12 protein-coding genes are annotated in these 20,574 nt (G+C 40.4%); 3 read left to right on the forward strand and 9 right to left on the reverse strand.

Going from position 1 to position 20,574, the window contains the following annotated elements; all coding sequences use genetic code 11:
• Positions 1–142: 142 nt before the first annotated feature.
• From galB to BM176_RS16495, 3 genes are all read right to left on the reverse strand, one after another.
• Positions 143–2,911: a beta-galactosidase GalB gene (gene galB / locus BM176_RS16485; protein ID WP_090105018.1), complete on the reverse strand. Its 2,769-nt coding sequence runs from the start codon at positions 2,909–2,911 to the stop codon at positions 143–145.
• Positions 2,912–3,027: 116 nt separating this feature from the next.
• On the reverse strand, positions 3,028–4,716 hold the full coding sequence (locus BM176_RS16490; protein ID WP_090105021.1) for a RagB/SusD family nutrient uptake outer membrane protein: 1,689 nt from the start codon (positions 4,714–4,716) through the stop codon (positions 3,028–3,030).
• A gap of 23 nt (positions 4,717–4,739) precedes the next feature.
• Entirely contained in the window at positions 4,740–7,853 is a 3,114-nt protein-coding gene (locus tag BM176_RS16495; protein ID WP_218162227.1) for a SusC/RagA family TonB-linked outer membrane protein, read from the reverse strand.
• 186 nt (positions 7,854–8,039) lie between these two features.
• Between BM176_RS16495 and BM176_RS16500 the strand changes: the two genes are divergently transcribed.
• A complete protein-coding gene (locus BM176_RS16500) occupies positions 8,040–9,083 on the forward strand; it encodes a LacI family DNA-binding transcriptional regulator (RefSeq protein ID WP_090105023.1) in 1,044 nt (347 codons plus the stop codon).
• A gap of 164 nt (positions 9,084–9,247) precedes the next feature.
• On the opposite strand, the gene BM176_RS16505 is transcribed toward BM176_RS16500, so the two are convergent.
• Positions 9,248–11,041 (reverse strand): DUF885 domain-containing protein, encoded by a 1,794-nt coding sequence (locus tag BM176_RS16505; RefSeq protein ID WP_090105026.1) that lies wholly within the window; start codon positions 11,039–11,041, stop codon positions 9,248–9,250.
• A gap of 80 nt (positions 11,042–11,121) precedes the next feature.
• Complete coding sequence (locus BM176_RS16510) at positions 11,122–11,928, reverse strand: helix-turn-helix domain-containing protein (protein WP_090105028.1); 807 nt, start codon at positions 11,926–11,928, stop codon at positions 11,122–11,124.
• A 389-nt stretch (positions 11,929–12,317) separates the two neighbouring features.
• On the opposite strand from BM176_RS16510, the gene BM176_RS16515 reads away from it, so the two are divergent.
• Positions 12,318–12,902, forward strand: a complete 585-nt coding sequence (locus tag BM176_RS16515) for a porin family protein (RefSeq protein ID WP_090105030.1) — start codon at positions 12,318–12,320, stop codon at positions 12,900–12,902.
• A 359-nt stretch (positions 12,903–13,261) separates the two neighbouring features.
• Here the strand turns inward: BM176_RS16515 and BM176_RS16520 are convergent, their stop codons facing one another.
• Together BM176_RS16520 and BM176_RS16525 are read right to left on the reverse strand one after the other, a co-directional pair.
• On the reverse strand, positions 13,262–14,023 hold the full coding sequence (locus BM176_RS16520) for a LytR/AlgR family response regulator transcription factor (protein ID WP_090105032.1): 762 nt from the start codon (positions 14,021–14,023) through the stop codon (positions 13,262–13,264).
• Positions 14,004–15,053: a sensor histidine kinase gene (locus tag BM176_RS16525; protein ID WP_090105034.1), complete on the reverse strand. Its 1,050-nt coding sequence runs from the start codon at positions 15,051–15,053 to the stop codon at positions 14,004–14,006. The genes BM176_RS16520 and BM176_RS16525 overlap by 20 nt, the downstream gene beginning before the upstream one ends.
• Before the next feature lie 575 nt (positions 15,054–15,628).
• Here BM176_RS16525 and BM176_RS16530 point away from each other — a divergent pair.
• Positions 15,629–18,262 carry a discoidin domain-containing protein gene (locus BM176_RS16530; RefSeq protein ID WP_090105035.1) on the forward strand — a complete coding sequence of 878 codons (2,634 nt, stop codon included), beginning with the start codon at positions 15,629–15,631 and terminating at the stop codon, positions 18,260–18,262.
• Positions 18,263–18,318: 56 nt separating this feature from the next.
• On the opposite strand, the gene BM176_RS16535 is transcribed toward BM176_RS16530, so the two are convergent.
• Positions 18,319–19,311, reverse strand: coding sequence for a lipid A deacylase LpxR family protein (locus BM176_RS16535; RefSeq protein WP_090105037.1), 993 nt, complete (start codon positions 19,309–19,311; stop codon positions 18,319–18,321).
• Positions 19,312–19,586: 275 nt separating this feature from the next.
• A complete protein-coding gene (locus BM176_RS16540) occupies positions 19,587–20,267 on the reverse strand; it encodes a hypothetical protein (RefSeq protein WP_090105038.1) in 681 nt (226 codons plus the stop codon).
• Positions 20,268–20,574 lie beyond the last annotated feature (307 nt).

Consider the following 20,574-nt stretch of genomic DNA (forward strand, 5'->3'; position numbering starts at 1 on the left):
CCTGGTATTGGGGGTTCTTATAGATTCAAGGCCTACTCCATAACGGTTCTACAATCGTCCGGTTCGTTGTACGGGAAAGGCGAACATTACAATTAAATGTACTGTTCCCCTTTTATTTTCCCCCAATGCCTTTGCTGGTCCGCTATTGCGCATTTAGGACGATACGTACAGGCGTTAAGCCCGACGATTGTGCTGTTACTTGTATTTGTCCCTTTGCTCCTGCTTTTGCACGAACAATGACAATAGCAAGCCCATTGAAGGCTTTCCTTTCTTTTAAATGAAAGGATTCAAGATTAGCCGGATCACCGTTATCGGTACAAATAATTTCACCTGGTCCTGATATCTCAAAATTGATCTGATTATCGGCCCGTGGTACTAACACTCCCTCACTATCCAGAACCCGAAGGGTAATAAATGAAAGATCCTTTCCATCGGCCTGTATATTACTCCGGTCTGGAATAAGCTGTAGCTGTGCAGCCTTCCCGGCTGTTTTTACGGTATCGGCAGCCCACACTTTCCCGTTTTTGTAGGCTATCACTCTAAGTACCCCCGGCTTATAGGTAACACTGTCCCAGCGGATGCGATACTCATATAAGCCCTTCTTTTTTATGCCCAATGAAACATCGTTTAAGAACAATTCCGCTTCATCGGCCGACGTAAAGACATGTACAGGGGTAATCATTCCCACGCGTTCCGGCCACGTCCAATGGGGCAGAATATGTGCCATTTTGTATTCTGGCCTCCACCTTGATTGATACAAAAAGAAGCGATCCTTTTTAAACCCGGCTAAATCTATAATACCAGAATAAGAACTGCGAGCGGAATAATAAGGCGTAGGCTCCCCGAGGTAATCAAAACCAGACCATACAAATTCGCCCGCTACATACGGGTGCTTATCCTGAGAAGCAAATACCTTGTCTGGCGACGCACCAAATGCTGCCGTATAAAGCTCATAAGCACTTACCTGTTGTTGAGCGGAATCGCCGCCCGCACCTTCATTGATGGGAGCACTTATCCCATCGGATACCGGAAACAGGTATGTGCCACGTGTACTCAATGCAGACGACGTTTCGCTGCTAACGATCAACTTGTCTGGAAACTTTTTCTGGAAAGCAGGATAAAGAGGTGAGGTTCTTATGCCCTTGAGATGCAGATATGCCGGGGCATCGCGTATTCCTTCTCCCTGGTAGTTCAGGCTCAATATATCCATCACTGCAGGAAAAGGCATATCAGGCTTGGCATAATTCATGGATGCGGTTGCAGGTCTTGTACTGTCTTCTTCTTTGACAATATTATACAGTTTTGTTGCAACTGCGGCTCCCTGTTCAGCAGTATATTGCTCCCCAACCTCATTCCCAAAACTCCAGGCAATGATAGATGGATGATTCCTGTCTCTTCTTATAAAGGCCCTCGTATCGGGTTCATACCAGTCGGGAAAAATCAGATGGAAATCCAAAGGTGTCTTCTTTTTTTCCCAGCCGTCAAATATTTCATCAATTATCAGGAAGCCCATCCGGTCTGTTAAATCGAGCAATTCAGGCGCCGGTGGATTATGTGCCAGCCGGATAGCATTACATCCTGATTCACGAAGTATCTCCAGTTGCCTTTCTGCTGCCCTCACATTAAATGCGGCGCCTAATGCCCCCAGGTCATGATGCTGGTTAACTCCCTGAATACGTATATGCTCCCCATTTACCAGGAGGCCTTCTACGGCATCAAATTTCAACGAACGGATGCCAAAGCTGGTTTGATACTCATCCACAGGTTTTCCGTTTGAGCGTATATGTGTAACCGCTATGTAAAGGTTAGGCTTCTGCGTTGGCCGTGGTCCCCATAATAATGGATGTTTCAGTGTAAGAGCTTTTTCAACCTTATGTAATGTACCGGCTTTTACAGTTGCAACTGATACAGGGAGCGTAGCGACTTTTTCTTTATTACTGGCAGTGTAGATCTCTGTAACAATTTCTATTTTCTGATCAGTATCTGATTTATTTTCGATCTGGACAACGACGTCAACGGTTGCGGATGAAGCCGATACATTTTTGGTGGTAACAAAGGTACCCCACTGTGCTACATGAACAGGGTTTACTTTTGTGAGCCACACATTACGGTAAATACCACCACCAGGGTACCAGCGGGATGAATTGGGCGGATTGTCCAATCTTATAGCCAGTTGATTATCTCCACCGGGTTTTATATAGGGTGTGAGATCAAGACGAAAGGAATTGTAGCCATATGGCCATCCTCCAACCAGATTGCCATTCAGCCATACCATAGCATATGACATAGCGCCATCTATATCCAGGTAAATAGATTTCCCTTTATCTGCAGCTGTTATATTCAATTTTTTCCGATACCAGGCTACACCCTGAATCGGAAGTCTGCCCATTCCTCCTCCTACTATAGCATTGGCTTCTCTATAAAAAGGACCTTTAATAGCCCAATCATGCGGCAGGGTTACAGACTCCCACGACTGATCATTGAAGTTGCTTTGTACAAAAGGGAAGTTGCTTCCTGGCTGACCTTGCGGACGCTGGTGTCGTTTGGCAGGGTCGGCAATGAAATCATTTCCGGAAGGCAGTATCCAGTTTTTCAATACCTTCTCCGAAGAGTTTATTGTTACTGCTTCAGTCGGTCTGCTATCCGCAACCTTATTATCATTATGGTCAGTAACCTCAGGGCGTACATCATATATCAACTTATCGGGCTCAGCATCATACCGGAAAAACTTCCATCCTTCATTGATGCTGATGCGCTCCCTGGTTGATGCTCCCGGATGTATTTTATTTTTCGATTGTACAATTGATCCAAAACTTTTAAAACTGCTCCCGATTAATGAGCTGAGTAAAAGAAGATAAAAAAATCCACGAAACTTAAAACGAAACGCCGCGAGTGGTAAATTAACAGACATGTATCTAAGGTTTATCAACTTCAAAACTATCAATTAAAATTACTAAAATCGTATGAAGAAATTTTCAATCAGAATAATTAAGGAGAGATGTTATACTCTCTCCTTAATTAACTTTATTACTTATAGCCAACGTTTTGCTCTAGTATGGCACTTCTATTTCTTTCTATCTCACTCTGAGGAATTGCCCAAAGATTAAAATACGTTTGCATATTACCCGCATAAAAAGGATTACACTTCACTACTCTATCATACAATTTACCTAAACGCATTAACGTTAGCATCCTTTTCTCCTCCACACCAAATTCTCTTAATCTTTCATCAAGTATATAATCGATCGTGACATTTCCAGCCAAAACAGGTGAAGCGTTGGCCCGTGAACGTACCACATTTATATCCAGTGCGGCAGCTCCGGTATTTCCCAGACCAAGATATGCTTCCGCACGCAGCAAATATGTTTCGGCAAGCCTAAACATATACTGGTCTGCATATGTACCACCTGCTGTAGACTTTAACTCATACTTTTTTATTGGGTCTGTAGAACCCGGATTAACATAAAGAGCAGTGGGATGATTGAATGGTGTAGTTGCTTTTGACTGATAAGGATAAAAGACCCGCGATGGGAAAGTTATATTAGCACCGGCAGGAGGATTTTTGGTAGAAATTACCTGTCCGAAAAACGGACTCGCAGGATTCGTTGCTACGACCTCCCTTACGAAATTATGATTAGCATTTCTGATATCATTATTGAAATCACTTTGCCATACGCTATCCGCAAAATATTGCGTGGGTTGTAAAAATCCAACTCCTCTCCCACCTGTATAATCACCAATGGGCCATTGAAATAAAGCCACACCGTTTACCCTCATATCGCGGAACAGTGGTACATGTACCCTTTCCAACTGGTAATTTCCCGCCATAGCTGTCGACACTGCAGATCCACCCTGCACATCTGTTTCAAGCTGAATAACCCAGATAGCTTCTGTGTTGTTGGCACTCTTTCTATTCTGATTTTTTGCCTGAAACAAGTCCCAGTATACATCTCCCGGCGTAACGGTTGAACGCGAACCAAATCTGTTCTTCATTAAATCAGTTGCAGGATCGTCGATCACAATTGTTGCAGCATTGACTGCATTCTGGAATTGCCCGTCTGCAATATACACTTCTGCCAGCAGGTGCTGAGCTGCCAGGTTTGATATTTCTCCATCGTTAACGGCTGTGATGCCAGGTAAATTAGCTGCCGCAAACTTCAGGTCGTCGATCACTTGCGTTAAAACTTCTTCTTTAGTTGCCCTTACGAAATCTGTTTTTTCTCCTATGATCTCATTTAATACAAGTGGAACTCCTCCGTATAAATATGCAAGTGTCCGATAACCGAAGGCCCTGAAAAATCGTGCCTTTGCTTCAATCAGAATTTTTTCGGCATCTGAAAGCTCTGAGGAAGGAAGCCGGCTGATAACAGTATTTGCTTCTGCTACAATTTTATACAATTGGGACCAGTGATTATTGGGGAGCGCGCCATTGGGACCAAATTCTGCCGAAAGATTTGGATTACTACCTACTGCTACTTCCACTGCAAGATCGGTCCTGTAAAGGTAGTGCATAGGCTGCCAGTCACTCGATGTATAAAACTCTGACCTCACTAATCCATGCAGATTGTTAATTGATGCATTAAAATCATTGATCGTCTTAAATGCATTGGAGGTGCTAAGGAATGAAAGAGCTTTTTCATCAAGGAAATTCCTGTTACAGGAAATGCTAAATGAAAAAAGCATTATAATGAGTGATACCCGATATAACGTTTTCATATAAAAAATTTAAAACTTTCTTTTTAATAAATGATGTTTAACCCTACAGTAAAGCCTCTTAAAACAGGTCTGCCACCTATTACCAATCCTAAAGGAGTGCCATCGGCGGCATTGGCTTCAGGATCCCAGCCTTCCCAGTTGGTCCAGGTATAAAGGTTTTTTCCGCTCACATACAGATTGATCGTTTGGGCCTTAAATCTCTTAAGCAGGCCCGTTGCCAGATTATAGGAAAGTGAAACATCCTGTAATCTCACAAAACTTCTGTCCTGGTACATGTTAGGTTCTATTTTGGCATGAGAGCCTGAAATATTCCTGGGATACTTACCGGTAGGATTGCGTGGGGACCAAAAATCAATTCCCTGCAAATTATTTACCCGTATGCTATTGTCTTCACGGAAAAACGAAGGATTATTATTACCCAGGTATCCATCCTTTCCACCCTGAACTGAATTCAGGAATATGCTAAGCGTAAGAGCTTTATATGAAAACGTCTGGAATAAACTCATCCTGTATGCAGGCTCCTGCCTTCCAAGAAAAACCCTGTCTGTCTGTTGAGTAATATCATTATCCTTATTCTGATCAACTATCTTAACAGAACCAACCGGAAAACCTGGAATTCTGGTATCATTAAGTTGATTAATACCGTCTAATTTATAATCATATATGGCGCTAATAGATTTACCGATAAATAACCCGCTTGAAATCAGATCATCTTCTTTTCCGTCTTTGTTAGCATCTACGCCTGTAAGACTAATGATCTGATTCTTATTCGTTGAAAAATTGAATGTTGCGGACCAATTAACATTCTTTGTTTTTACTACATTGTAAGTTAATGCAGCTTCAAATCCGGTATTACGGATTTGACCAAGGTTGGTCATAATATTTCCAAAACCTGTTACAGCTGGAATTGCCACGCTGTAGAGCAGGTCATAAGTATTATTCCTGTAATAGTCCAGGCTACCGGTAAGTTTATTATTGAAAAGTGTAAAGTCAGTACCCACGTTCATTCCTTTAGTACGTTCCCATTTCAGATCATCATTACCTAAAGAAGATACCTGTTGCCCGAAAGCGGTTGTACCGCCATCCCCGTATACATATGCAGCACTATTTGTAACCCGCGCAATGGAAGTGTACCGGGATGTCTGGTTTCCGTTCACACCATAACCCGCCCGTATTTTCAGATAGTCGAGACCTTTAATCTTTTTCATAAAACGCTCTTCTGTCAATATCCAGCCAAGCGCCAATACCGGGAATGTGGCATATTTATAGTTTTTTGCAAACCCTGAAAATCCATCACGGCGAAGGGTGGCAGTTAGCAGATACCTGTCATTGAATTTATAATTCACGCGGACCATTTGATACGCCAGGGCCTCTTTCCACGCATCGGAACGTGAAAACTGATTGGCTCCCTGTGAGAGATTATTATAACTAAGCGTAAGCCGTGAAAAGCCTGTAGCCTCAGAGAAAATATCTTCTGATTGTCTTTCTATTGCACCGTATAATAATGTAGCAGTGATATCATGCTTGCCTAATTTTTTAGTATAAGTAAGAATATTATCAAAAGTATAATCATAATAATTCTGGCTTTGCTTGTAGGCTCTGCCAGTTTGACCAGCATCATAAATACTTGAAAAATAGTGTTTGGATAACCGGTAATTATTACCAAAATTCATGCGGTAGTTAAGCCCCTTCAAAAAAGGAAAATCTATATCGGTGTAGATATTTGCAAAATAATAGTTGTTTCTATCGTAGTCATCTACGTAATAGGTGGTGAATGGATTTGGTTCCAGGGTATTCATAGGGAACGGTATCAGTTTACCGGTACTATCATACGGAACAATTAAGGGTGTCATACGCTGAAGGCTGCCAAAAGATGGTTCTGCCCCATCCTGGTTCACAAATGCTGCAGACGAAAGAAGACCTACTTTCCACCAGCTTAGAGGTCTTGTTTCGATATTAGCACGTATTGATTTCCTCTTAAACTTATCGTTCATGATAAAACCCTTTTGATCAACCAAACCGCCCGATAATAAATAGGTAACGTTATCTCCCCCCCCGGAAATACTCAGGTAATTCTCAACGATTGCACCGGGATTTGTGCCTTCATCAAACCAGTTATAATTATTTGGGCGCAGCTTGCCCTGAGCATCCCGGATACTATTGTCTGCCACGTCCTCAATTTTAAAGTCCGGATTAGGTTCTGTATAATTCGGACCGAGATAAGCCTTATCGTAAAAAGCTTCCCGCAAATAAGACAGGTAACCGTCACGGTCATACGGTTTTAAATTTCCGATAGTAGGATATTGAGTGGTATACGCAGTGGAAAATGAAATCCTTGGTTTTTGATTGAGCTGACCTCTTCTGGATGTAATAAGAATAACACCATTAGCTGCCTGTGCTCCATAAACAGCTGTGGAACTGGCATCTTTCAGTACATCAATACTTGCGATATCGTCCGGATTTATGGAAGAAAGTGAACCGGTATATTGGATACCATCAAGAATAATCAATACATTCTGATTACCGTTAAGTGTTACACGACCTCTGATGGAAATAGGCGGAGTTCCGCCGGCAGTAGTAGCCATACCAACGTTTAAGCCGGGCACTGTTCCCTGCAGGAACTGAGCAATATTTGTATTCGGTGCTCCGGTTAAAGCCTCAAGGTTTACACTTGCCACAGCACCAGTCAGGTCCTTTTTCTTTTGTGTACCATATCCTACTACAACTACTTCTCCCATATCTGTTGCGGAAGAGGTCAGTTTAACATTTATTGTGGTGGCATCGCCCACAGTTGTTTCTGCATTTGAATATCCAATACTTGAAATAACAAGAACAGCGCCTTTGGGGGCAGCTATAGAGAATTCTCCATTATTGTTTGTTGTTGTTCCTTTCTTAGAGCCTTTTATCATTACAGACGCGCCGATAACCGGGTCATTGTTATCTAAAGTAACCCGGCCCCGGATAGTTTTATCCTGGGTAAATCTTACCCGGACCTTCATAGTATCCTTAGTATCCTGGGCGAATGATAGAATTGGCATAGTCAATAGAGAGGCTATAAAAAGAATAAGTGTCAGCGGCTTGCCAATTAACAGCCGGACTGAATTCATTTTGCCTTTTAATTTTTCAGTTGTTTTCATAACTAATGTGGCTTTTTATATAATTATTGATAGCGAGGAATAGGCTAAAAGAGAATGTTAATTGCTACCAGACATAAGGGATCAGATACTCATATAACGAATATAAGAAAAAACTATAAAAACGCAACCGATTGCATTTTTATAATCAAAAAAAGTTCATTTCCTTTGGGTAACAAGCAATAAGTCATGCCAGAAGACCGGGAAGTAACAATATATGATATAGCGAAGCACCTGAATATTTCAGCGGCCACCGTAAGCAGGGGGTTGAAAAACAACCCTATGATCAATAAGAACACTCGAAAAAAAATCATTGAGGCAGCAAAAGCACTTGGTTATCAGTCTAATACCTTTGCCAGTAGCCTGAGAAGCCGGCAAACCCATACGCTTGGAGTACTGGTACCCCGCCTTAACAGTTACTTTATGTCGTCAGTACTAGCGGGCATGGAGAGTGCCGCCAACAGGCATGGGTACAATCTTATTATTGCGCAATCGCTTGAGGACGTGGAGAAGGAAAAACTCAATGCAGCGACGATGTTCAATAAAAGAGTAGATGGACTTTTGGTTTCACTTTCTTATAATACGCAGGATATTAATCATTTAGAGCCTTTTTTCAAGCGAAAAATACCTGTTGTTTTCTTCGACCGTGTTCATCCTCATAATGAAAGCACTTCTGTTGTTATAAATAACTTCAGTGCTGCCTATAATATTACCAAACACCTTATAGAGCAGGGCTGCAAACGGATTATGCATCTGGGAGGAAATGTGCTGAGGAACGTTTATAAGGAAAGGCTCGAAGGCTATCAGCAAGCTCTTAAAGACCATAATCTGCCCTTTTCCGAAAAACTTCATTTAACCAGCACGCTTTCGGAACAGGCGGGGATAGATGCTGCCAGGTATATCCTGGATTTAGCTCCCGATAAGCGTCCCGATGCCGTGTTTTCCGCTAATGATACAGCAGCGGTATATTGTATGCTTACGCTTAAAGCTGAAGGTCTCCGTATTCCGGAAGACGTTGCATTTGCTGGCTTTAACAATGACCCTATCAGTAAAATTATCGAGCCCAATCTCACTACAGTCGATTATCCCGGCGATATCGTGGGCAATACAGCTGCCACCAGTATAATCAACCATCTTAAAGGAATCAGCGACCTATATATAACTAATTCTATCACACTCCGTGCAGATCTGGTTATCAGAGCGTCTTCCCTTAAAACAAATTCCAAAAGGTAATTTTTTTTGCGATCTTTAAGCAACCGATTGCGTAAAAATCCCCTCAAATTAACCATATTGCCCTAAAACGGAGTTTATCTGATCGGAATCCGAAGGCCACTATTTAGAAACAGTTTGTTGTCCAACTTTCCGGGGGCATTTCACTAATCTTTCTGCTAATCCTATTACTTTTCCTCATAGTGACTGGCCCAATTATCCATATAATCTTCCAGGGTTTTCAACGGCATATCACCATAAGCCAGCAGTGCATCATGAAATTGCATCAGACTGAATTTATTACCTAGTCGTAATGCCAGTTTATCGCGCAGTGCTTTGATCTTTATTTCACCAATTTTGTAAGATAGTGCTTGTCCGGGGAGTGCCATATAACGTTCTACTTCTGCAGTAGCAATGGACTCACTGACAGATTCATTTGCCATCATATAGGCAATGGCTTCTTCCCGCGTCATTTTACCTGTATGGATGGCTACGTCTGTTACCAGTCTGATAGCACGGTGAATTTCATTGTTCAGCTTACCCATTTTCTGATAGGGATCGGTATAACAATTCAATTGTTCGCCCAGCGACTCTACATATAATGCCCAGCCTTCCAGGTAAGCATAGAAAGCCGGCTGCCTGCGGAATGCAGGAATATCCTTATTTTCCTGTTGAAAAGATATCTGAAAATGATGTCCGGGTATTGCTTCATGGAGGAAAGTTGCTTCCATACCATAGAAAGTGACATTGATTTTAGTAGCATCAGGAACCGGGACATACAAAATGGCAGGCTTATTTTCTTCCAGATTTCCTTTTATATAAAAAGGCCCTGCATTAGCTGCTTCTCTATACGCTTCCACCCGTCTGATTTCAAGAGGTGTTTTAGGTTGATGTACAAACAGTTTTGCCAGTGCTGGTTGTACTTTATTATAGATGTCCTGGTAAGCCTGCAACACTTCCTCTGCTGTCTTAAAAGGCATCAGACAGGGATTAGTTTTCAGATGCTGGAAAAACTCCTGTAATGTGCCGTTAAACTGCACGCTTACCTTTATTGCTTCCATTTCATTATGAATCCTTGCTACTTCTACCAGGCCTGTTTCATAAATTTTCTCTGCTGTAAGTTCAGGTGCTGTAGTATAATAATGTATGTAGTAATTATAGATCCTGTCACCTCCAGGTAAGGCATACAATCCTGCATGTTGCTGTGCTGCGGGCAGATACACTTCTTTCAGATAAGTTGCTAGCTTCTGATAAGCGGGAAGCATTTTTGTAGTAATAACCTTTTGATATAAGGCCGTTACCCGTTGTTTATCTGCTATCGTAAATGAAGCGGGAAACTGAGACAAAGGTTTGTAAAATATGCTTTTGGCCGTGTCCTTCTCTGCGAGGGCTTCCATTTGAGGAATCATTTTTACAACAAGCGTCTTTGGTAATACCACACCTGCATGAATACCTTTATTAAAATTTGCAATGCAGGTGTCTGTCCATTCCATAAATGCGATCATTCGTTTCGACCATTTCTCATAATCCTTAACGGTATTGAATAGCTGATCCGATTTCCCTGAACCATATGAAGCCATTTCCAATGGTGTAGAAACAAACTGGTTCATAGGCATATATTCCAGGTGTAGTGATATTGATTCGAGTGCTGCATTCAGATTATATACCAGTATATCATATGAAATTCTGTCGGATTCTATCAATGTTGTTCTGTTGATTTTTTTCAACTCATCCAGGTACTTCACATAAAATTTACGGGTAGCGGCAATATATGGGGCAGATCCATCATTAGCCAGCTGGTCGTCATAACGATGGTCACCCGCAGCTGTAGCTTCTGTTGGAAACAATTGTAACCGTTCTTCGTAATATTTATCAAATAATTTACGCAATTGTTCATTCTTATGCTGAGCCTGTACTCCGGCGCCAAACAGCATAGTTATTATTAGCTGAACAAACAGCAAGGGATTAGATCTGATAATCATCTGTTTCACTATCTTTTAGTAATTGATAGTGCAAAACTAATGTAGCCAGCAGAAGTAAAATTGTATAAAATTAGCCTTGATCAGATATTTCTGTATTGTTTGGGAAGCAGGCCGGTAATTCGTTGGAAGGTTTTAGTGAAGTGCGCCTGATCAGAAAATCCACATTCATAAGCAATATCCGTAAGGGTGTATTTATCCTGTTTTATCAGGCCCAAAGCCCGTTCTACTTTTATTTTCCTGAGGTACTCCCCTGCCGAACATCCAAAATATCTGGCGAAATACCTTGAAATAGTAACAGGATGAATGTCAAGCTGTACAGCTAATTCAGATAGTGATAATGGTGTATTCCAGTTATCGTTCAGGATAGATTTAATCTTTTCCGTCCATTCGGGAAAGCAACGGAAATCTTCTTTAAAGGGATCTAAGAGGTCTATACATAACTGATCTATTGCAATTACTGAATCTGAATCATTCAGGTAATATTCTTTCATAATCCTGATAATTCCATTTGTATTCAGCTGCGTGTTATTTTCGAACATAAGAGATGCGGGAGGCAGCGACAATCCGAATTCTTTAAAAAATCCTTCTCCCAGTTCAATATTAAATATGCGGGTACCTAAAAGGTAATCAATGTTCTGATGCTCAACACCAGGATGATAATAAAGACCGGTACCGGCAAATTGCCTGTCAGATCCACCTTTTCTTACCTCTTTACTACCACCTTCAAGGATATGTGAAAAATGCGGGTTAACATGAAAATGCCACTCTGAAGACATATTCGGAGTGAAAGAGGTTTCGCTCGCAAAAACATGACCGAAAGCGCGTTCTTTCACTTTCATACCTACATATGTACCTTTTGCAAGTTGAACCGGACTATTCACAATCATGATACTGAAATTAGCAGTTATTTGAATCCCGGAGTTATCGATATGTCTTTCAATTGTTCCTCCGTATTGTAGACATTTGAAATACAAATAATCAGCAACAAATTTAGGTATTCGGGTTAAATATCAATCGGTAATATCAAACATATTGATGGTTGGTAATACTGATATTTAAATAACCTAAATGCACCCTCCTTTGGTAAGCTGCAGCTAACATCGGTTAAGCACGTACAACAAACTAGCTCTGCATTTTCCGTTTCCTTGCTGACTTTGTCCGTTTCATTCATCTTCCCCTTTAAGAACTTGCTTCAAATAACCAATTTTGAGGCGACAAAAAATTAATGCAACTCTTTAGAATGCATATTTAATATTGAAAACTTAAAAGGGAAAAAATGAAAAAGCTACTATTTGTTTGTTTGGTATTGGCATTAGCGTCTACCAATGGTTACAGTCAGAGTTTGCTGAAAAGACTCAGCTTCGGACTCAAGGCTGGAGCAAATTACAGCAATTATTCCAATGCAGATTTCGCTACCGATCCATTGGTTGGCTTCCATGCAGGTGCGTTGGTTAATTTTAAAATTACAGATCATCTGTCAATTCAGGAAGAATTTCTGTTCTCTACTCAGGGAGCAAAAGCCAAGGGAGGTACTTTCGGTGATCAGGATCTAAAAGTTTCTTACATCACTGTACCCTTTCTTTTAAAGTATCGCACCAATTTTGGATTATACTTTGAAGCTGGTCCACAGGTAGGTCTTCGCCAAAAAGAAGATTGGGGAGATACTAAGATTGATGGAGAATTTACAAAGAAAATGGATCTGGCCGCAGCCGGAGGTATAGGTTATCAAACCCCGTTTGGGCTGGGCATCGGTGCAAGGTATATTTATGGCTTATCTACAGTGGGCGACTTCAATATTGCAAACGTAAAGACCGACTTCCGGACCAATGTAGCTCAGGCTAGTATATTTTACATATTCTAGTTTTTCTGAGCTACCCTAGCCAACCAATTATATCGAATTTATAACCCCAAACCCAAGTTGATCGAGTTATAATGAAGAGGTTGTATCAAGTGTGGTACAACCTCTTTTCATTCGCCCCAAATGCAGACCTACAAACATATTGCGAACCTTAGCCATTTGACCCACGATTGATATCGTCCAATAAATAACTAAAGCCCATACGCTAGATAATGCTAAATAGAATTAATACCAAATGGGTACGGTAACAATTACCCTCCTGAATCCGAAGGACAGGAATTTAAAAAGCCGGAATAAGAATATTCCGGCTGTGTTTAAACCTACAACTGTTACTTATAAAACCTAAATCGTTTATGTTTTGTTCAAGGTAAGGTCAGCCACTCCAAAAATTGTGGGACCTTTTCTTTGCTTACTGTGATCGTCTCTTTTACTGGTACTGATAAACTAACGGATAGCTTACGTGAAAGGTAACTGGATGCATCCTTTACAGCTTTTCTATTTACCAGGAATTGCCTGTTGGTTCTGAAAAATAAGGACCCTGTTATCTTCCCTAATTCTTCCATATTTTTATTGATGGTGTAATTTTTCTGGTCAAATGTGGTTAGTTGTACTAACCCTTTATCCAGGTAGAAAAATGCAATCTGGGTTATCGCTATTGGAAATATCTTATCCTTATAAAATACCAGAATAGCCCCGGGATCAACACTTTTCCTTGTTACAAAAATCTCCTCGAGTGATTCGTACCGGGGGCGATATTCTACAAACTTTTCACGAAAATTCAGATACTTCTGCATAGCCGCAGCGACTGTTTCAGTAGTAAAAGGCTTTAATATATAGTCAATACCATTGGCTTTAAATGCATTTAATGCATATTCATCAAAAGCGGTACAAAATATAACAGGCACTACTATCTCTACCTTTGAAAATATTTCAAAACTCAAACCATCTCCAAGTTGAATGTCGGAAAAGATAAGATCAACATCTGCACCATCATTAAAATAACTGATGCTTTCTCTGACAGTGGTTAATATGGCTTCTATCTTACTTTCGGGGTATAGTTGTTTTATTGTCTGCGCAAGATCTCTTGCTGTCACTTTCTCATCCTCAATTATTACTATCTTCATTGCTTAACACTTTAATACTTACAGAAAAAGTAGAATTTTCCTGACTGATGATCACCTCATCGTTTGACAAAATCCTATATCGCTCTATCAGGTTGATAAGACCTTTCCCACTTGGAGCATCTATATTGTTCCTTACCTGTAAATTATTTTCAGTAATAATACGGCCCTCTTTATAAAAGACTTTTATCACCAGCGGAGATGAGTCTGTAGCCTCGTTATGTTTGATTGCATTTTCTATCAGCGACTGTATTGAAAATAAAGGAACTGAGCCTTGTAAAAGCACAAATTTAGGGATCTCAATAATGCAGACCAGTGCATCTTCAAACCGTATTTTTTGCATTGCGAGATAATCATTACAAAGGTTGATCTCGTCCGATAAACGTGAAACTCTGGAATGACTTTCTGCCAGTGAAGCACGAAGAAAATTTACCAGGTGTGTAAGATAGGCTTCGCCGGCATGAATATCTGATTTGTAAAGGCTTTTGAGCATACTTAAAGCATTGAACAGGAAATGAGGATGTATCTGTTGCCTAAGTAGTAAGTTAGCCGATTCAACGTTTGCAGCACTTAACCTGGAAATTTCAAGATCAGTGCTGGCCTTTTTGAACTGAAGGATCACAAAGTTATGCATGATCAATACAATACTATTATTCATTGCACACTGTACTACAATGGCAGGTAGGTAGTTAGGCCAGTTCTCCATGCCAGGAACCGGATGCGATAGGTATTGTTCCAGCGGATTTGTAAGAAGAAAAAAAATGAATGCCAGGATATATGATAAGCTGTACCGGATAAATTTCTTCTTTTTCTCCGAGACTGACTGCCCCATTTCATGGAGCATAATGATTATCAAAATGTTGATAATGCTCAGGATAACAGAACGTGCGCCAACCAGGAAGGCATATAAAACAGGCGTAGGATTATTCCCTAATCTGAATGTATAAAGAATAATAAATGATGAAACAAAGATGATTATTGCCATTAATCCACTGTATCGGATCAGTTCCTTAACAAGTACATTGAATCTCATATTTCAAAGTTAAAAATTGTAATGCGGTATTATACGGGGATAAATACCCAAACGGACAAATTACCTGTTAAAACCTCCATAAGTGTTCTTTTTGAATGTCCCGGGATATCATTTGTATTAAACCCCTTTCCGGGTCTGAGTGTAGTAAATTTGATGTAAAATACCTATAAAGATTAGATAATCAATAAGATATATAAATTCGGGTATTTAATCACTGTAATTTTGATCGAAAAGAATTCATGAACGTTATTTGATTTTTCTCCTTCAATCGCAAGAAATTCATTATTTCTTTTTATCTTGACTGCGTGTATATTTCCGGTATACAATTATAAATTTATTGAAAACCTTTTAACCTATCATTTCTATGAAAAGCCTGAATCCATTTCTAAGGAAAAACGTTATGTTATATATACCCAAGTACTTTCCTGTTAATTTTGCGGAGTACAGGTAGCGATTATCCCGGAAACAACTTCATGAATCAGAATAACTCAAAATAACCTTGTTACTAACAACGAAAGTTAGAGACAAATTAACCTATAACTATGGTCTCCTTAACTCAAAAATAACCAACAAACATGAAAACCCGTATCAGAGATTTAAAATGTAATCTCACACTTATTTTCTTTATGATCTGTGGCCTTGTTAATGCACAAAACAAGCCCTTTCCACAAGGTGTAAATTTTCCAGGATGTATAAAGCCCAGCAATGTAACGCAGGCTCAGATGAATACAGCCATTCAGACTTTTTACAATACCTACAAATCGAAGTATCTGAAACAGTGTCCTGACAAAACAGATCAGTACTATATGTATGCAGAAGGCAATCCTTCTTCATCTTCAGATGCTACAGTTTCAGAGCAGCATGGTTACGCCATGATTACAATGGCGCTTATGGCTGGTTACGACGCCAATGCCAAGAAATACTTCGATGGGATGTATAAGCTCTATTCACGTTTCCGGTCAACGACAAACAACAACTTCATGTCGTGGAAGATCAAGAAAAACGGATCTACTATGACCGGAGGAGAAGGCTCTGCAACAGATGGCGATTTTGATATCGCATACTCCCTCATTCTGGCACATTACCAGTGGGGTGGCAGTCCGGAAGGAACTACCGTTACCTATCTGAATGAGGCCAAACGCATTATCAATGCATTTAAGGGTACTAATGGTGTAGTAGGCAGCTCTACTTATCGCACCCTGCTTGGAGACGATTTCAGCAATCAGCTTAACACCCGTTCTTCAGACTGGATGATTGACCACATGGTTGCTTATAAAAATGCCACTGGCGATGCTTTCTGGACCAATGTAGAGAACGAAGTGTACAATTGTATAACAGACCTTACCGGATCAGGTAAACCCGGCGCAAGCACAGGACTGGTTTCAGATTTCGCAAAGAACGATCCTGCTGTACCAGATGCTGCCGGTGGTGGTACTGGTGAAGACGATGCAGACAAATACAGCTGGAATGGTTGCCGTTATCCATGGCGCATTGGAATGGGTTATCAACATTATGGATCTGCAAAGGCTAAAGCCGCTATGACCAAACTGCTCGACTGGGCTACAGGAACTCCTACAAGTGGAGATCCGAAAAACTTTAATGGCGGATATAATCTGAATGGTAGCAAGATCGGCGATGATGCCGGTGAACTCGCTTTTGTGGCTCCTATTACCCTTGCTGCAACAGTAGACGTTAAATACCAGTCTTTTTTAAATAAAGGATGGGGAGAATTAACCAGTCTTTCAGGTGGCGACTCTTATAATGATGCTATCGGTCTTCTTTGTATGCTGTCTATTTCCGGTAACTGGTGGGTACCAGGTACTACAAGTACACCAACTGTACCTACCCCTCCTTCCAGCCTGCTGGCAACTGCAGCCTCCAGCAGTCAGATCAACTTAAGCTGGACAGACAACTCATCTAATGAAGATAATTTTAAGATTGAATATTCTACTAACGGTGGCACCAGCTGGACTGCCCTGGCTACAATTGCTGCAAATACCAGCAGTTATTCCCATACCGGCTTAACAGCTTCTACCGCTTACTCTTACAGGGTTTATGCTGTAAATGCAACGGGAAGTTCTGCTTACTCCAATGTAGTAAGTGCTACTACCCTGCCAACAGGTACATCTTCAAACCTGGCGCTGAATAAAACTGGTGCAGCCTCTTCCATGGAAGATGCTTCTTATCCTGCAACCCTTGCGTTTGATGGAAGTGCTACCACCCGTTGGGCCAGCGTTGAAGCTGTAGATCCACAATGGATTTATGTAGACCTCGGTGCTACTTACGCTGTAAACAGAGTTAAAATTACCTGGGAAGCTGCTTACGGTAAGGACTATCTGATTCAAACTTCAACGAATGCTTCTACCTGGACTACTATAAAAACAGTAACAGGTAATACTGCTCTCGCAAATGATTATACTGGTCTTTCAGGAAGCGGCCGTTATGTGAGAATATATGGCACAGCAAGAGGTACTGCATATGGATATTCTATTTTTGAGCTGGAAGTATATGGTACAGCTACTCAGTCTGGTTCTAATATAGCGATCAACAAAACAACCAGTGCATCTTCAGTAGAGGCTACAGGTTTTGAGGCTTCAAAAGCGTTTGACGGAGATGCTTCTACTACACGCTGGTCTTCTTCTTTTGCGGATAATCAATGGTTAACTGCAGACCTTGGCAGCGCTCAGAATATTTCAAGAGTTGTCCTGAAATGGGAGGCTGCTTATGCAACATCTTATCGTATAGAAACATCCAACGATAATGCAACCTGGACTACACAAAAGACAGTAACAGCTGGTGCTGGTGGCACAGAAGATTTAAGTTTCCCTGCCGTTAGTGCCCGTTATGTAAGGATGTATGGATTAACGAGAGCAACTGAGTATGGTTATTCAATCTGGGAATTTGAGGTATATGCAGAACCACTGTCCTCTGCCAGGGAGAATACGATCGCGCTTAGTCCTGCGAAAAACAATTTAAATGAAAGTCTGGTTTCAATAACTGTATCGCCTAATCCGGCGAAAGATGTACTGACTGTTAAATATAAAGGCACGACCTCACAGTCTGTGTTAAGAGTATATAACATGAATGGTCAGCAGAAATACTTCTCAAGGGTTAGCGGAAATACGATGCAAATAGACGTTTCCGGATGGCCTAAAGGAATTTATATTATTTCATTAGGTAGCGCACGCTCAAAAGTGATTGTAGAATAAGTGATGGAATGAAAATAAAGAGGCCTTACAATCTGATGGTTGTAAGGCTTCTTTATTTATAGCCCGATATAAAATGTAACATTGCCTACCTGCTGATTATAAGTTCCTTTAAAATCTGGTGTACGTAACTTTTCCGAAAAAGCTATCCCCAAGCGTCTGTTGGCCAGTACAATCCCATATTCATACTGCATGTAAAAACGGCTGATACTATCCTTTTTTATAACGTAAGGAGAAGAGTTATGACTAAAAAAACCACCCTGTAAGGAGGCATCATCCATAACGGCCGTTCCTGTTGTTTTCATATAGAAATAGAATTGAAATCTGCGTGTGCTGCCATCTCCCGACGTCTTATCTTTAAATGTGGGGCGTTCATACTTGGTAAAATAATTGTTAAACAGTCCTGCACGGAACTGAATGCCCAGGCCCATATTATTCGCTAAAGTTCCTGCGTTTGCCTGGATAGAACCAAGGATTTCGAGGTTTGGGGTAGGGCTGAATAATCCTCTCTCATAGTTAATAAAATAGTTGAGGATGATGTCATTTTTAATCTGGTTATTCCAACCTTGCGGTTTTCGATAATTGATAAGGTTATGAAACCATATCTGTACTGCTTTATTACCGGAATATTCTCCAATTACCCCCAGGCTGATACTGGTAGTAAGTTTTTGTTTCTTCAAAGGATCGGATGAGATGAGTATATGAGAAACATAGGTAACTCCTGCATAGGGTCTGTCTCCATATTGAATTTCTGTTTTTGTAATGTCTGTGGGAGTATAAGTGTTCATAGTCAGTCCCCATCCATATAAATTATCGGCCTTATCAGTAATTCTCATCAACAGATTACCGAGGAACCTTGGTTTTACATTTTTTGTATAATAAAATTCGATCTTTAATCCACCGGAATATCCTCTGTCAGTACCTTCTCCCCGTAGATTTAAATAATCGTCGTCCTCCGATATCTTTAGAACCTGTAGCTCATTTTTCTTCTGAGTCATGCCCGCTTGCCATACCAGTAAACTTATCAGTAGTAAGTATTTAAATTTCCCCATGACACAGTCTTTAAAAGTCTTGCAATAATTTGCCAGTTCCTTTCCGGAATCAGACACAAATTTTCCTTTAAATGGGTTTTATTGCAGGTTAAGCAATTTGATAAAAGACAGAATTGAGAGATGAGCCGTATGCCAGGTTCGTTGCTACGAACAGAAAGTTATTGCAATATAAAGTATTACAATGTCTTGCAGTCATAAATTATGCCGTTGCTTTGGGTCAAAGCGGGCTGTACCTGATTGGCATTATCAAGCGTATAGGGAGATATTAACTGACCTTAAATAAACCTTGGTATAAAGTTTCCCTGCGTACACCCTGGCACTGGCAGCAGCTGATCACCGGATTTATCAATATCCTCATGAGATTTTATTCCGTTGTACCAGGTCTTCTTAAATTCTTCAGCAATCATATCCGGTGTTACCAACGCATGAAATCCTCCTCTGGTTTGAAGAAACTGTACAGCTTCGGGATTTACATGCTTGTATACATGAGCTTTGAGTTCTTCGATAGATATTTTTGTGTCGAAATCAAAATCAACAAAACACGTTCTGCTTTTATTTCTTTGAATTTCGCTCATCACTTCCTGATGCGGGTTAATCGCCCTATTATCATTCTGAATACAATGTGCCAGATGAACAAGTGAACTAATGGTGGCTTTCCACATATCGCGGGGATTAGGCGTGATATATAGTGCCAATGTTTCCTGTGGAATTGCCATATCTTTTAGCATATAAGAACCTATAGAACATTCAAGTTGTTTAATCTTTTTGAATATATCCTCTCTTCTGCTGGTGAATCGTTTTAACTGAGTCTTGTCAAACTTTATCGGAGCCATATCGCCCATATACTTACTTCTTGCAAACAAACACAAATAATAAGTTTCAGTATTCTCAAGTACTGGCAGCCATTCAATAAATTCTTTTAAGATTTTCTCGTCCTTAATGATTTCGTAGTTCATTTGTAATTATAAGTTGACATGATTCTTCTCTTATACTGGATCAAATATATTAAATATTTATATTATTCATGATTAACACAGCTCCCTGGTGTAAACGAAAATCTATCTGAATTCAGAAGATAACTCCTCTGTTTATTATGATGATATAATTGAAAACAACCTCAGTTAAACGGATTTCTGCACCGGTTTCCTGTGTATAAAGTCACTTAATTAACCTCTAAATGCTCTCTAGTAGTAGGCTGTAAGTACTATAAGCCTTATATAAGCCTTATCCTAGTCTTATTTTAGTCTTATATAAGCCATATCT

The sequence above is a fragment of the Chitinophaga sp. CF118 genome, assembly GCF_900112615.1.
Taxonomy (GTDB): domain Bacteria; phylum Bacteroidota; class Bacteroidia; order Chitinophagales; family Chitinophagaceae; genus Chitinophaga.